This is a genomic window from Vibrio sp. Vb0937, from assembly GCF_033338855.1.
Genome location: NZ_JAWOTK010000005.1, coordinates 189,769 through 206,439 on the forward strand (window position 1 = coordinate 189,769; position 16,671 = coordinate 206,439).

Annotated in this window: 9 protein-coding genes; all 9 read right to left on the reverse strand. The window is 43.0% G+C overall.

Annotated elements, in window-relative coordinates:
• Positions 1-32: 32 nt before the first annotated feature.
• The gene (locus R7P67_RS10595) at positions 33-1,766 is read right to left on the reverse strand and encodes a DUF3466 family protein (RefSeq protein WP_005390080.1); all 1,734 of its coding nucleotides are present in this window, start codon (positions 1,764-1,766) and stop codon (positions 33-35) included.
• Between the two features lie 7 nt (positions 1,767-1,773).
• Complete coding sequence (locus R7P67_RS10600) at positions 1,774-3,693, reverse strand: ABC transporter ATP-binding protein (protein WP_213893859.1); 1,920 nt, start codon at positions 3,691-3,693, stop codon at positions 1,774-1,776.
• Positions 3,671-3,913, reverse strand: a complete 243-nt coding sequence (locus R7P67_RS10605) for a glutaredoxin family protein (RefSeq protein WP_213961979.1) — start codon at positions 3,911-3,913, stop codon at positions 3,671-3,673. The genes R7P67_RS10600 and R7P67_RS10605 overlap by 23 nt, the downstream gene beginning before the upstream one ends.
• Positions 3,914-3,934: 21 nt before the next feature.
• Positions 3,935-6,055: a bifunctional 23S rRNA (guanine(2069)-N(7))-methyltransferase RlmK/23S rRNA (guanine(2445)-N(2))-methyltransferase RlmL gene (gene rlmKL / locus R7P67_RS10610; protein WP_053350765.1), complete on the reverse strand. Its 2,121-nt coding sequence runs from the start codon at positions 6,053-6,055 to the stop codon at positions 3,935-3,937.
• A 486-nt stretch (positions 6,056-6,541) separates the two neighbouring features.
• Positions 6,542-7,084, reverse strand: a complete 543-nt coding sequence (locus R7P67_RS10615) for a cell division protein ZapC (RefSeq protein WP_005377444.1) — start codon at positions 7,082-7,084, stop codon at positions 6,542-6,544.
• A 168-nt stretch (positions 7,085-7,252) separates the two neighbouring features.
• Positions 7,253-8,263: a quinone-dependent dihydroorotate dehydrogenase gene (gene pyrD / locus R7P67_RS10620; protein ID WP_017634281.1), complete on the reverse strand. Its 1,011-nt coding sequence runs from the start codon at positions 8,261-8,263 to the stop codon at positions 7,253-7,255.
• A 311-nt stretch (positions 8,264-8,574) separates the two neighbouring features.
• Positions 8,575-13,416 (reverse strand): NAD-glutamate dehydrogenase, encoded by a 4,842-nt coding sequence (locus R7P67_RS10625; protein ID WP_005377441.1) that lies wholly within the window; start codon positions 13,414-13,416, stop codon positions 8,575-8,577.
• A gap of 201 nt (positions 13,417-13,617) precedes the next feature.
• Positions 13,618-13,836: a DUF2835 domain-containing protein gene (locus R7P67_RS10630; protein WP_005377440.1), complete on the reverse strand. Its 219-nt coding sequence runs from the start codon at positions 13,834-13,836 to the stop codon at positions 13,618-13,620.
• 65 nt (positions 13,837-13,901) lie between these two features.
• Positions 13,902-16,508 (reverse strand): aminopeptidase N, encoded by a 2,607-nt coding sequence (pepN, locus tag R7P67_RS10635; protein ID WP_262656363.1) that lies wholly within the window; start codon positions 16,506-16,508, stop codon positions 13,902-13,904.
• Positions 16,509-16,671 lie beyond the last annotated feature (163 nt).

The window sequence follows — 16,671 nt, forward strand, 5'->3', positions numbered from 1 at the left end:
TGCTTGATTTAAAAATTACTGACGATTTTTAACTATTTTCTACGGAACCCAAACAATCCAAGCATGGTCAAAGCTAACCAACCAAGGCCTGCACCTTGACGCTCTGTCGTCGTTGAGTCAATGCTTCGAGATACGATGTCGTCCTTAGTTGCGTCAGCAATAGGTACTAGTTTGACTGCTACAATTTGCTCTTCAGAGCTACATGTCGCATTGTTTGCTGTTGTGCTATAACCACCTGCACATTTCATAGCAGTACCAGAGATCACACCTGCATCATTGATATCAGTTGCGTCGATAATACGGAACTGATTGTTTTGTTCAGAGTAATCACCGCCATTAGTCAAACTGTCTAGGAACCAAGCTTTTCCATTAAACAATGTTGCAGCACGTTCACTAGTCTCGCCACCTAGGCTATATGGATAGATAAAACCGCGCTTACGACGTGGCTTGCCATCGTCTTCACGAGTCGTTTCCGCATCAAGTTGCCCGACGATTTCATTGTAAGAGTTGATACCGCCCATCTTACCGCCCGCACCGCTAAAGAAAATGCCAGTAGTTGGGTAAAAAGCGCTAATAGAATCCTTACGAACATCATCTACGATAAAGAGACGATTCGGAGCAGAGCCCGTTGGCATTAAGTATCCGCCCGAACGTTTCGCTTCACCAATAGCAACAAAATTAGAGTTAACGTCGGTTAAGCGTGAGTTTGTATGAACCGTATCATCACCTTCGCGCTGTCTAGCTCCTACAACAACTTTATTTTTCCAAGTTGCGTTTTCAACGCTACCTTCGGCTTCTAGAGTTCCGACAAAAACAGTCGCATTCAGGTAGTTATCATCACTGTAAGTGTTGTAACCTACGCCATAGACCGTTGTTCCATCAGTGACAAGGTCACGCATGCTCCCTTGAGCTAACCTTTCTCCATCTTTAGATGTGCCACTAGGCCAAGCCAATTCACTGACGGTTCCGCTTTGATCCCAAATCGCTGCTTTTGATGTGTGGTGAGATCCATTGGTATTGCTTGCTGTTCGAGAAACACTGCCAACAGTAAAAATGCCGTCTGTGCTCCAAGCATGGCTTTGCACAACACTTGCGTCACTATCGCCAGTAAGAATATTTGGCTCTACTGGTGCAACTACGGTATTTCGTGTTTCTAATGTAGAAGTATTTTCTGTGCTAACTTTACTCTGATTACCGACAGCTGCACCACCCTCGGTAAGCTGGTTGATAACATTGTTATATTCATTTTTATAAGCAGCAGAATCTTCTTCTATGAACGCTAACGCATTAGAAGTAAAGTCTTTACTACGTTCTTTATTCCACGGCGTCCAGTTTACTGAAGCCCATGAGTCACAGGTGGAATAGCGAAGCTGGTTGTAACAGTAACGCTCAAAGTCTTTGAGTTCTTGGATGTAATAAAAGCCAGCGTCTAATCCGAATGGGATTTCTTCACGATAGCTGTTCCCATCCACGGCTTGTGTCGCTGAAATCGGCGTAGTGCGAGTTTCCATTGCAAGTTTAAACTGCTCTGGCGTGCAGTTTGCTGCTGCATCAAAGCAGCCTAAAGCGAAAGGTGAACCTGTTGAAGGATCTGTACCTGCATCGCCCTGTTGAATTGCAACCCCGTAAGCCGTTTGGTAGTCACCGTTTGAACCATGATCCTGAGGTGAAACCTCAACAACTTGATACAATGCCGCCTGTGCGTTCATTGTGGTACCAACCATCATTGCAATGGCGGTCAATTTGAATTTATTACTACAATTCATTGAATTCTTAACTATCCTGTTGCATTGCTTCGAGTTCTTCCCATCTCTCGAATGCGATTTCCAACTCCTGCTCTAGTGCAGCAAGCTGTTCCAATACCGGCTGAGTTTGCTCTACAGGTTTAGCAAAGAACTCTGGATCGTTCACTTGCTCCTGAAGGCTCTCGATATCCGACTCTAATTGTTCAAGTTTAGCTGGTAGAGCCTCTAATTCTCTTTGCAGCTTATACGATAACTTCTTCGAATTGTTCTTAGGTTGCGTAGTTTTGGGAGTTTCCTCAACCACTTTCTCTTTCTTCGTTGGTTTTTCAACCTGACTGCGCGAAGCAAGAACTTGGTCACGCTGCTGTTTAGCATCATGATAACCACCAACGAACTCTTCGATTATACCGTTACCCTCAAAAATCCAGCTGGTTGTTACTGTGTTGTCTACGAACTCACGGTCGTGACTCACTAACAATAATGTACCCTGATAATTGGCAAGCATTTCTTCTAAAAGTTCCAACGTTTCGATATCCAAATCGTTAGTTGGTTCATCAAGAATAAGTAAGTTGTTTGGTTTCAACAAGATACGGGCTAGCAATAATCGGTTTTTCTCACCACCGGAAAGTGCCTTAACCGGGGTTCTGGCGCGCTTAGGTGCAAATAAGAAGTCTTGGAGATAACTCAGCGCATGACGCTGACGTCCCCCAACCATTACTTCTTGTTTCCCATCCGCTAAGTTATCGATCACTGTCTTTTCTGGATCCAAAATCTCTCGGTACTGATCAAAGTACGCGACTTCTAATTTTGTTCCGCAGTGTAAACGACCAGACTGCGCTTCCAATTGCCCTAATAGCAATTTAAGTACCGTACTCTTACCGCAGCCATTTGGTCCGATAAGTGCAATACGGTCACCACGCATGATGTTAAAGCTAAAGTCGTCGACAATTGTCTTGCCTTCGTAAGCAAAAGATACATTTTCTGCTTCAAATACAATCTTACCTGAACGAGAAGCATCATCGATGTTTAGGTTAACTTTACCTTGAACTTCACGACGGTCACGACGCTCTTCACGAAGTTTTTTAAGGGCTCGAACACGGCCTTCATTACGAGTACGACGTGCTTTAATACCTTGACGAATCCACACTTCTTCCTGAGCTAGTTTCTTATCGAACTCAGCATTTTGCATTTCTTCGACGCGAAGCATTTCTTCTTTGTCATTCAAATACTGTTCGTAATTACCAGGGAAAGAAGCTAATTGACCGCGATCTAAGTCGACGATGCGTGTCGCCATCGACTTGATGAATGCACGGTCGTGAGAAATAAAGATGATCGAGCCTTTGAAGTCTTTTAAGAAGTTCTCTAACCATTCGATCGTTGTCACATCGAGATGGTTTGTTGGTTCATCAAGAAGCAATACATCAGGATCACAAACCAGCGCACGAGCTAAAGCAGCTTTACGTTGCCAGCCACCGGATAGATCGGCCAGTTTGGTTTCTGGGCTTAGTTTTAAAGCGCCAAGTACGTTCTTAACACGGTCATCAAAGCGCCAAGCATTAGAATGATCAAGTTGCTCTTGAACTTTCGCCAAACGGTTAATGTTCTTCTCACTTGGGTCTTGAGCAACAAGATCGAGAAGATCGTGATAGATCTTCAATTGTTCGCCGATTTCAGCCAAACCGCCAGATACGTATTCGTAAACCGTACCCTCTTGATTGCGCGGTGGATCTTGTTCAAGCCGAGAAACTACTACGTCTTGAGTTATTTGAATCTTGCCATCATCCAACAAAATGTCGCCGGCAAGCACTTTCATTAACGTGGACTTACCTGCTCCGTTACGACCAACTAAACAAACGCGTTCGTTTTCTTGAAGAGCGAACTCCGCTTTATCTAGCAATGGGTGGTCACCAAATGCAAGTTGTGCGTTATGAATGGTAAGTAATGCCATTATTATCCAACCAATGTATGAGTTGTTCTAAGTCAAACGGCCAGTTCAACTCAGAATCTTGATATTTTAAGACGGGTATTGTGACGCCGTAACGAGAAAATAGTACATCATCGAACGCAATATCGATGATATCTGTTTGCTCGGCCAAACCGACTTGGTCTACTAGAGCAAATGCCATCTCACAAAGATGGCATCCCTCCGTGCTATACAATATCAGCACGTATTAATCCTTTTGTTTATACTACGCGTGCGTTACTAGCCAACAGTTATGAATCTGTTTATTACGCGCAAAATCTAATGGTAACGTTTGAGAAGAAATATTCTGTGCCTTCAAACCCAATTCAGCGAGTGATTCTTCATCCATCTTGAAATGACGTTTGTTATTTGAAAATACGATTGTGCCTTCACTTCTCAGTAAACGTTTGAGGTTCTTCATCAGCTTAATGTGGTCACGTTGTACATCGAATGATGTTTCCATACGCTTAGAGTTAGAGAACGTAGGTGGGTCAATAAAGATCAAGTCGTACTCACCTTTTGCGTTTTCTAGCCATTGCAAACAGTCCGCTTGTTCATATTTATGTTGGCGCCCTACACAGCCATTAAGCTGCATATTGTCTTTCGCCCAGTTCAAGTAGGTGTTTGACATATCGACAGTTGTAGTGGAACGCGCCCCACCAACTGCAGCGTGCACTGTTGCACTACCAGTGTAAGCAAACAAGTTAAGGAAATCTTTACCCTGTGCCATTTCGCCAAGACGACGACGAGTGATCTTATGATCCAAGAACAGGCCTGTGTCTAGGTAGTCATGAAGGTTAACGATCAGCTTCACACCGTACTCGTTTACTTCGAGCGTCTCTGATACCTGACCTAATTTTTGGTACTGGCTTCGACCTTTCTGCTTCTCACGAACTTTCAGTACAACTTTGTTCGCTTCGACACCGGTCACCTGAATCGTCGCACGGATAATGTCCGTTAGACGACGCTTGGCTTTTTCTTCAGGGATGTTCTTAGGTGCTGCGTACTCTTGAATCACAATTTGATCGCCGTACACGTCGATCGCTACGTTATATTCTGGAAGGTCTGCATCGTAGATACGATAGCAGTCTAGTTTCTCTTTACGAGCCCACTTGCCAATCTTGCCAATGTTTTTCTTCAAACGGTTTGAGAAGTCTGGTGCGATTTGAACGTTAGTATCTGCACCTTTAACTTCATCAGCGCTGCGCTCGGCAATGCTGTAGTTCTTTTGGTGACACGGTAACGCACCATTGTTCAATTTAAACTGTTTATCAGCGCGCATACGAAGGCAACTCAAGAGCTCGTCTGAGCTAGAGAAGATAGATGCTTTACATCCGCCAAACTCAGATTTTAGCTGTCCACCGAATGCGGTATAGAGCGCAATCAGCCCCGGCTCAGTTCCTAGACGCTCACCGTAAGGTGGGTTTGAAACGATAACACCGTGTTCAAATCCTGCGGGACGAGTAATAGTTGCAGCATCACCTTGCGCAAACTCAATCAACTCTTCAACACCTGCTCTGCGGGCGTTTTCTTGAGCGACTTTTAATACTTTGGGGTCGTTATCGAATCCAAAAAACTTAGCGTCAACTTTCTTGACACCCCGTCTAGCTTGAACATTAGCCTCTGATTTAATCTCAGCCCAGGTCTCCGGTTCAAAGTCTTCCAAAACTTCGAAGCCCCATTGTTTGCGCTTAACGCCAGGTGCCATGTTGGCTGCCATCATTGCCGCTTCAATAAGCAAAGTACCAGAACCACACATTGGATCGAGTAATGGTTGATGCCCATCCCAGCCACAACGCATGATAATCGCAGAAGCAAGCGTTTCACGTAATGGCGCACGACCCGATTCTGGTCGATAACCACGCTGATGAAGACCACTACCTACCATGTCTACCCCAAGCAACGCTTTATCTTTATGCAAACGAACGTGAATACGAATATCTGGGCGTTCTTTGCTGATATTAGGACGTGGCAAGCCTTTATTCTCAAAGCAATCTACGATGCCATCTTTGACCTTCATAGCCCCGTATTGGCTATTTCTAATCTCACGGTTTGTGCCGTTAAAGTCCACAACAAAGCGTTTAGAGCTATGAAATTGGTTAACCCAGTTAATAGTGGAAGTGGATAGATACAAGTCCATGTCGTTGTTACACGTGAACTCAGATAAAACACGTACAAATCGAGACGCTAAACGGCTCCACAAACAACAGCGATAAACCTGTTCGTTTGTCGCTTTAAATTTTACGCCTGCCTGTACTGGTTTCGCATTTTCAATGCCTAGTTTAGTCAGTTCTTCAACAAGCAAATTTTCCATGCCATTTGAAGTTACCGCGAGATATTGATTCATAGTGTTCTTTCGCTGATAAAAAATGGCTTCAATTATACCTGACTTTACGATCAATGCCTCGTTTTTAAAGGTATTTTCCCACCCGTTAGTTCAAATCATCACCACTCAAATGATCTAAAACTTTCAACATCTTTAGTTTGAATGTTTTTCATTTATGAACGTATTTTGTTTCCTTTAGAAGAAGTGAATACTTATTTACATGCATTTTGGTATACACCAGTTTGGGTTGGTTGATGTAAATTACTTACAAATGCCCTTTATAGGGGAATAAATAGGGTTGTTTTAGGCGCTAGGTTGCCTAATTAAAGGAGTAATCAAATTGAAATAAGTAAAATAAAAGTGACCAGCTTCATGTTTGCATGCATAGAAAACAAACAGTTTCATGGTCTTTCGGATTGGAGTGTCAGAGGAAAGGACAAAAAAAATCGACCCAGTAAGGTCGATTAAGGCAAACAAAGGAACGAAATAAAGAAAAATTAAACAGCTTTAACCCACCATTGCCATAGGGGTCATTGCAAAGAGGTGGTTTGCACAAGCCATGCGATCATGCATTACTTTAATCGGCTGCCCAAATTGAAGCGCCTTATTGCCATCAAGAACAAAGGCTTCTTGGTTAACATAAGCACATAAGCTCGATGTTTCGCCTGGTTCAAGAACGATGAACATACCATCAGAATATTGATTTGTGAGGAAGACCATGTCCCCTTCTTGAGGTTCATAATCAGAGGACTGTGCATCGAAGAACCAGCTCTTAGGCTGTACAGGTTTATGAAAACGCTTTGCAGCAACACAATACAGTGTTAATTCAGCTTGGCGATATTCACTGATATCGAGACAGCGAATGCGCTCATTAAACGTTTGAAATGCGCTGGCGTCATCAACGGTAAATTCACTGTTTGAGAAGGCACAGTTAACCAACAATTTTCGGGATAGATTGGTTTGGAAAATCATTTCCTCCCCCAGATCCAGCATTAAGCAAGCTTTTTGCTCGTCAAAATACCAATTCCATTTGTCGCTGGGTTTAAGCATTATTCCGTTCTCTCTTGACTAGTTAAATCAGTGGTAAAGAGGTAAGACGCTTAATTACCTACTCGTGATTTTTAAATTCTACAAACGAACGGATAAAAAAAAAGAGGAAACAAAGTCCTCTTTTTTATGTAACAGGTACTGATTTTTCAGTAGTTTTTGATGTATATGTTAAAGATTCTTAACAATATCACGTACGAGACCTGGGCCGTGGTAAATAAAGCCAGTGTAGACTTGAACAAGCTTAGCGCCTGCCATGATCTTTTCTTTGGCTGCAACATAGGAATCTACACCACCAACACCGATAATTGGAAGTTTGTCTCCAAGCTCTTCATGAAGCTTACGTACGACCTCCGTAGAGCGTGATTGCACAGGGCGACCACTCAAGCCACCTGCCTCATTGGCGTGTTTCATCCCTTCTACGATCGTGCGATCCAAAGTTGTGTTAGTCGCGATCACACCATCTATATTGTTTTTCAATAAAGAATCGCAAATTTGGCAGATTTCATCGTCACTTAAATCTGGCGCAATCTTTAATGCTAACGGGACGTACTTGTTGTACTTCTCTGATAACTCCGCTTGTTTCGCCTTTAATTCGGAAAGCAGTTCATCAAGGGCTTCACCATATTGAAGTGAACGAAGGCCTGGAGTGTTTGGCGATGAGATGTTTACTGCAATATAGCCAGCATACTCATACACTTTTTCCATACAAATCAGGTAGTCCTCTGCCCCTTTCTCAATTGGCGTATCTTTATTTTTACCGATATTAATTCCGAGAACACAATTGAATTTTGCTCGTTTAACATTCTCGATCAAATTATCAACGCCTAGGTTATTAAAGCCCATGCGGTTGATGATCCCTTCTGCTTCCACTAAACGGAATAGGCGTGGTTTATCATTACCTGGTTGTGGTCGTGGCGTTACAGTGCCGACTTCGACAAAGCCAAAGCCCATGGCATCAAATGCTTCAATACATTCGCCGTTTTTATCTAAACCAGCCGCAAGACCAACAGGGTTACGGAATGTTAGACCCATACACTCAACTGGACGAGTTGGTAACTGTTGGCGGTAAAAGAGATCAAGTGGTGTGCCGTTAAAGCGTTGGAAGTTCTTAATTGCAAGATCATGTGCCTTCTCGGCATCGAGTTGGAAAAAGCCAGTTCTGGCTAGACGGTAAAGCATTGTGCCTCCGAAAGAAAAAAGCCCCGTATAAACGGGACAATATTATTTACCGTTTTTCATCGTAATTCAATGAAAATGAACGTAATAAGTAAAAACCTATATCTTTATAAGATTTTCAAATATAAAACAAACAATTACAATCAAGTTTCTGCGATAAAAATCGTAACTAACCGCTTAAAAGCAATCGATTTCACTCTGTTTTAATTTCAACTCAATGTGACAATGTAACTATTTTCGTTCCAAATGTGAATAATAGATAATAAAAAGCCCCGTTAAATAACGAGGCTTTTACTTATGACTTGATTATTCCACTACTCTTTCGATGAGCAGTTGAGGTTTAAAAGTACTAGCTCTCGAAGTGCTACAGAGAACTTAGCAAATTCGTGTACTGAGCCAACTTTGAACTCGTTTAAGATACTCTCCCAGCGGTGCAACGATTGCTCGTTAGTTTCAATCCAATCTTCTAACGCAGCCATCACGTCAAGCTCTTCGGTTGAGCAGCCACAAGTCAGTACCTGAGCGGTAAGTTGACGTTGTTGCCAGTCCAGATCTTCACGGAATGCCGCTCTTGCAAGTGCTTGCCAGTTGTTATCAACGGCTTGGCTATTAATTTGCTTCAAGAACCAATGCAACGATAAACGGTCACCCAAGTTAAAGTAGAGTTTCGATGCTTGCTCAACCGTTTTACCTGTTTCACTTGCTACTGATGAAATATCCAGTGCAGATTGTAAGCTTGATAAGCGGGCAACTTGGTGAGCGAGTTTCTCTTCAACCCCTTTCTCTATCCAACCTTGAGCCAACTCATTGTGTTCTTCAACTTCAGACTCAACTAACATAGTGTCTAGGGTTTCAGTAATAACATTGACATCTTGCTTGTAGATAGCAATCAACTCACCGACCGTGCATTTGCCGCTACGGTTACGAAGCAACCAGCGTGCAATTCGACGCAGTGCTCGGCGCACGTAAAACATAATTTCGTATTGAGCTTGCGCTGTCGCAACGTTATCAAGTTTGCGAGTTTGCTTGAGGATTTCTTCTAAATCAAAGATTTCTCTAGCCGCACTGTAAGCGTTGGCAATATCGACAACACTTGCACCAGTTTCTTCTTGCAAACGAGTAACGAAGTTACAGCCCATTTCATTAACCATCTGGTTAGCCAATGCTGTAGCGATAATTTCAGCTCGCAGTGGGTGATTAACCATTTGATCTTTATAGTTACGTCGTAACGCACTTGGGAAATATTCAACAAGTTGTTTTGCATGGAATTCATCATTTGCGATTTCATCCGTAACAAGTTGCTGTTTAAGTACCATTTTACCGTAGGCAACTAACACTGATAGCTCAGGGCGAGTCAGACCTAGTCCCTGTTTTTCACGCTCGATTAGCGTTTCATCATCAGGAATGTATTCGAGAGCACGGTCCAAGTACCCTGCTTTCTCCATAGTGTGGATGAATCGAATTTGCTCCTTAACAATGCCAACACCTTGCTGTTCAGTAACAGAGATCGACTCCGACTGACGGTAAGCATCATCCAAGACAATTTCACCCACTTCGTCTTCCATAGACTCTAGAATTTGGTTACGTTGCTTAACCGTAAGATCGCCATTTGAAACCAGTCCATTGAGGAAGATCTTGATGTTGACTTCATTATCCGAACAGTCAACGCCACCTACGTTATCAACGAAGTCCGTGTTCACTCGACCGCCAGTTAGTGCGTATTCGATACGACCAAGCTGAGTCATACCCAAGTTACCACCTTCGCCAACCACTTTGGCTCTTAAGTCACGGCCGTCAATGCGCAGCATGTCGTTAGCACGGTCACCAACATCTGTATGAGTTTCTGTCGATGATTTAACGTAAGTGCCGATACCACCATTCCAAAGAAGATCGACTTTCATTTTCAAGATCATCTTTATCAGATCGTTAGGCGCTAAAGATGCTTTCTTCGTACCTAACATTTTCTGAATTTCTGGCGTCAACTGGATCGATTTTGATCGACGAGAGAAGATGCCACCACCTTGAGAGATCAAGTCTTTGTTGTAATCTTCCCAGCTTGATCTTGGCAGATTAAACAAGCGGTTACGCTCTTCCCAGCTGCTGGCTGAATCTGGATTTGGATCAATAAAGATGTGCATGTGGTTAAACGCAGCTTGCAATCGAATATGCTTCGATAACAGCATACCGTTACCGAACACGTCACCTGCCATATCACCTACACCGATTGCAGTAAAATCAGTGGTCTGACAGTTGATGCCCATTTCACGGAAATGACGCTTAACAGATTCCCAACCACCTTTTGCGGTGATACCCATTGCTTTGTGATCGTAACCGTTTGAACCACCTGAAGCGAATGCGTCGCCTAGCCAGAAGTTGTATTCTGCAGAAACAGAGTTTGCCAAATCTGAGAAGGTTGCTGTGCCTTTATCGGCAGCCACTACTAGGTATGGGTCATCTTCATCGTGACGAACAACGTTTTGTGGTGGTACTACTTCTCCTTCAATGATGTTATCTGACACATCAAGCAGTGCACGGATAAAGCGTTTGTAACAACGCTGACCTTCCGCAAAAATTTCATCACGAGTGGTGAGAGATGGCTGGCGTTTACAAACGAAGCCGCCTTTTGCACCCACTGGTACAATTACAGTGTTCTTAACCTGTTGCGCTTTCACTAAGCCAAGAATCTCCGTACGGAAGTCTTCTTGACGATCTGACCAACGCAAACCACCACGAGCCACTTTTCCACCACGAAGGTGAACACCTTCAATATCTGGTGCGTAAACAAAGATCTCGAATGCAGGCACAGGCTGCGGAATCTCAGGAATATCACTTGGCTTCATTTTCAAAGATAACCAAGGCTTAGGCTGCTTATTCTCGTCTACTTGGTAGTAGTTGGTACGAAGCGTCGCCATGATCATTTCAATATAACGACGAATAATACGATCATCATCCAAGCTCTCTACACGATCCAACTGCTCTGTTAGCTTTTTAATTAGATCGTTTTGGCCTTTCTCGCTGCCTTTGTGTTTCGGATCAAATCGCTTGGTGAACAGCTTGACTAGACCTGTCGCTAAGTCTGGGTAGTGGCTTAGCGTATCTTCGATGTACTGCTGACTGAATGGGAAGCCGACTTGGCGCATGTATCGTGCGTAAGCGCGAAGAATGGAAATCTCACGGCCAGATAAAGACGCACCTAATAACAATCGGTTGAAACCATCACTTTCAAGATTACCCGCCCAAATGGCAGCAAATGCTTGTTGGAAACGGTCACGAGCTTCACGAAGGTCAACGGTTTTCTCGCTCTTATGCAGCATAGAGAAGTCAAGGATCCAGAAAGTCTGCCCGTTGTTTTTCTCGATCTCATATGGCGATTCGCCAATCACACGCAAACCAAGGTTTTCCAACATCGGCATTACGTCAGAAAGGTGAATTGGTTCATCGCGATGGTATAACTTTAAGCGGACAGCTTTGGAATCTGCACCCTCTTCTTGAGGTCGGTAGAACAACATGCCAAGTTTATTATCATCACTTAACGCTTCTAAGCGCTCGATATCTGCAACCGCAGAACCTGGCATCATGTCCTCTTTGTATGAGCGAGGGAACGCACTCATATATTCTTTTGAAAGAGGAAGGCCTTTGCTTTCACCAAAGTTAGCAATGATGGATTCTTTTAGTCTGTCATCCCAAGAGGTAGAAACTTCCATTAGATTTTGCTCGATCTTTTTCACGTCTACGTCAATGTTGTTATTGTCTACACGAACAATGTAATGTGTTCTCGCTAGTGGGCTTTCTGAGAAGTACGTTGTAAATTCAACCTCTTGCTCGCAACCAAAGTACTGCTTAAGAATGCGTTGAGTTTGACGACGCAATTCTGTGTTGTAACGATCTTTAGTGACATAAACCATGCAACTGAAGAAACGACCAAATGGGTCTTTACGAACAAACAAACGCAGCAAGTCACGATCTTGCATTTGTACAACACCCATTCCCACCTCAAGCAGCTCTTCTTCATTAGCTTGAAGCAACTCGTCGCGTGGGTAGTTTTCTAAGATATTATGCAATGCTTTGTATGAGTATGATCCGTGACGGTATCCACTTGCTTCAAGGATACGGTCAACTTTTTCACGGATCAAAGGAATACTTTGTACCGCTTGGTTGTAAACGGCGGAGGTATATAAACCAGTAAAGCGATGCTCACCTATTACTTTACCGTTTTCATCAAACTTCTTAATACCGATGTAATCAGTATAAGCTGGACGGTGGATACGAGATGCTTTGTTACCTTTGGTGATGATCAGAGCGTATGGTTTTTTCGCTTCTAATCGCGCTGAATCTGATAATTCAGAGAGCTTGACGCTACGCACGCGCTTGTCATCAGCAAACAGACCTAGTCCTTTTTCTTTAGCAGGAACAAGTTCGGTATCACCATTGACCTCTTTTAAGTCATAATCTTTATAACCCATAAAGGTAAAGTTATGATCTTCTAGCCAACGAAGAAATGCGATCGTTTCATCCATACGATCAGTTTGGATAGAAACACGATCTTTATTTTTCTCAAGTTCATCAGTAACAAACTTAAGCTTATCAACCATCTGCTTCCAGTCATCAACGACTAAGCGAGTATCAGATAGAATTCTTAACAGCTCTTCTTTAAGCGCTTGCATCTCGTCTTTACTAGTAAGGCGGTCTACCTCTATGTGGAAAAGTGATTGAAGAACACCACCCTCACCGTTTACGTCTGTAACTTGGCCTTTTTTATCACGCTGAATCTGTGTTGGGTTATTCAACATTAGGTGACAAACAAGATCCAAACGTGCTAAAGCCATTTTGACTGAGTCCACTAAGAATGGACTATCTGGAACAACAATTTCTACGATTGTGTGTGTGGATTGCCAGCCTTGACGACTTACGGTCGGGTTAAATACTCGAACCGAAATCTCTTCTGGTTTTTTTTCATTGATATGGTGCCAAAGGCTAACGACAGCACCATAAAGGTCGGATTCGTTTCGCTGAATTAGATCATCATCAGCAATGTTACTGAATAAGTGTTGAGCAAGTTTAGTTACAAGCGTTTGGTGAGAAAGCTCGAGTTTGTCTTGAATCAGTTGGTAAACCTTTTCAAGCAGAACCGGCACTACATTTTCACGCGCGGTCATATTCACACTCCACATTAGAATTGTTGTTTTGTAGGGGGACTTAGTAGCTAGGTTGTTACCTTAGAAACTAAGCATAGGTAATGCATGTGCCCATTGTAAAAGCATAATTACAAATGTTTAACAACTAATCGTAGTGGTAAGAGGTGAAATGTCCGATTCTGTGACTAAGATTCCTATTTAACTCTCTGCAAATACAATACATCACAGAGTTTCTAACTTAAGAAACTTATTATTTTGGTCAGTTGTTAGTCTAAACTGGCCTCTAACGCCCAATTGACTAAGAAATGGTCTAAATCTCGCGGCGGGTAACTGCAAACGCAAACCGTTGTGTGTGACAACTTGAACAACACTTGCCGCACCAGAATAATGAGATAAAAACGTTTGATATGAAATGTTGAGATTGAAGTAGTAATAGTTCATGAAGTGAAAACTAAGTGACATAAACAAATAAGGTGGCCTTAATGACCACCCTATTGTGTTGTTTACTATTCGTCTAGTGCTTTAGTCACTTTTTCGAATAGATCTTTAGCAAGATTATCCATTGCTTTGAGCTTTTCAAGTTCTGCACGAATCATTGCTTGGCGAGCTTCATCGTATTTACGGAACTTAAGCAAAGGATCAATCATTCGAGAAGCTACTTGTGGGTTCGAATCATTTAGTTGGCGAAGAATTTCACCGGCAAATTGGTAACCTACACCGGATTTATCATGGAAACGTACAGGGTTCGCACTTAAGAACGAGCCAATTAAGCTGCGCGTACGGTTCGGATTTTTCAAACTAAATGCTTCGTGGTTCATGGTTGCTTTTACTTTTTCAAGAGCATCCTCTGCAGGATTGCTACCTTGAAGTGCAAACCACTTATCCATAACCAAACCATCGTGCTTCCATTTATCGCTATAATCAGCCATAAGTGCTTCACGACACTCGAGCTGAGCGTTATTTGCGGCACTCATCGCAGCAATCGTATCTGTCATGTTATTTGCAGATGCGTACTGCGCGTTGACTAAATCATTACCTTTTTCCGTATATGCTAGGTACTGAAGGCAACGGTTACGTAAAGCACGCTTGCCAATAGCAGCATGGTCGATCGTATACTCTGTTTGCTTAAGCGTGTGATAAGTCGCACTTAGCTCATCTTCTAATTCCTTAGAAAGTGACACTGTAATGCTGTTTAGCACTTTGTCTACGGCATCGATATCAATTTGCTGGTACCAACCAGTAATCTCATTGATTGAAGGCATAGAGAAAACTTGAGCAATGAAAGCTGGCTCAAGCGTTTCATCCAACAGCACACCGCGGAAAGCATCTATCACACCTTCAGAAAGCGATACTTCTTGTCCCGCTTGAACGTTTTTCACATTCTGACGAATGTATTTAGCCAATAGCATTTGGCTAGCGTCCCATCGAGCAAAATCGTTCGTTGCGTGCTTCATCAAGAAGACTAACTCGTCATCGCTGTAATCGTATTCTAATTTGACTGGTGCCGAGAATTCACGCAACAAAGATGGCACTGGCTGTTCTTCGACATTTTCAAATACGAACGTTTGCTTACCTTGTTTAATATCCAGCACGTTATGAACAGATTCACCGTTACTCATCAATGGGATAACTTGACCTTTCGAATCATACAACTCGATATCGAACGGGATATGCAGCGCTTGTTTTTCTGCTTGGTCTTGCGTCGGCTCCGTAAATTGCTCTACCGTTAGTGCGTAAGTTTTTGCATCAGCGTTGTATTCGCTATTTACGCGCAGCGTTGGTGTACCCGATTGGCTGTACCACAGACGGAACTGTTTTAAATCAACACCGGTGGCATCTTCCATTGCAGAAACAAAGTCTTCACACGTCGCGGCGGTACCATCGTGACGTTCAAAATAAAGTTTCATTCCTCTTTGGAAGCCCTCTTCGCCAAGGAGTGTATGGTACATACGAATAACTTCGCTGCCCTTTTCATACACCGTTAGCGTGTAGAAGTTATTCATCTCAATGACTTTGTCAGGACGAATCGGGTGAGACATTGGGCTTGCATCTTCCGCAAATTGAGGACCACGAATAATACGTACGTTATCAATACGGTTATCAGCACGAGAGCCTAAGTCAGAAGAGAATTCTTGGTCACGGAATACGGTTAAGCCTTCTTTTAGACTTAGTTGGAACCAGTCACGACAAGTGACACGGTTTCCAGTCCAATTGTGGAAGTACTCATGACCGATCACAGCTTCGATGCCTAAATAATCACGATCTGTCGCAGTTTGATCGTTCGCCAGCACATATTTTGAGTTAAAAATGTTCAAGCCTTTGTTTTCCATTGCACCCATGTTGAAGAAATCAACAGCAACGATCATGTAAATATCCAGATCGTATTCCAGGCCAAAGCGTTCCTCATCCCACTTCATCGAGTTGATCAAAGATGTCATCGCATGGCCTGCACGATCTAGGTTACCTTTATCAACAAAGATTTCTAAATCAACACTGCGACCTGACATCGTTGTATATTTGTCACGCAATACATCAAAGTCGCCTGCAACAAGGGCGAACAAGTAAGCTGGTTTTGGATGCGGATCCTGCCATTGAACCCAATGACGACCGTTCTCTGCATCACCTTCTGCAATTCGGTTACCATTGCTCAGCAAATATGGGTAAGCCGCTTTATCTGCGATCACTTTTGTTGTGTATTTTGCTAGAACATCCGGACGGTCTAGATAGTACGTGATACGGCGGAAGCCCTCAGCCTCACACTGAGTACAAAATGCGCCGCCTGATTTGTACAAACCTTCGAGTGCTGTATTCGCTTCAGGATCAATTTTGGTGACGATTTCAAGTTCAAACTCGGATGGAAGATCGGTCAGTACCAGCGATGACTCCTTCACCTCGTGATGAGCCCAATCCTCACCATTTACTTTTACAGCGCGTAGCTCAAGCCCTTCGCCATCGAGTTCTAACGTTGTTGTATCGCCTTTTTGAGCAACTTTTGATACCGCCGTAACGATTGTGTCATTGTCATATAGATCAAAAGTAAGATCGATATCAGTAATCGCATGAGATGGCTCTTTATAATCTTTACGATATTTGGCCAGGGGAGCTTGAGACATGAGCATAAATCCTTGTATGTCGAACAACAAAAATACCAGACTGCATGATCAAAAATGCATTTCTGGTATCACTATATAAGCTATTTGTAGGGGTTGTGGTATCAGAATACAAGTCTTTCCATCAAAAAACGGAGCTTTTAGTGCTCTAGCTCCGTTTTTTGAT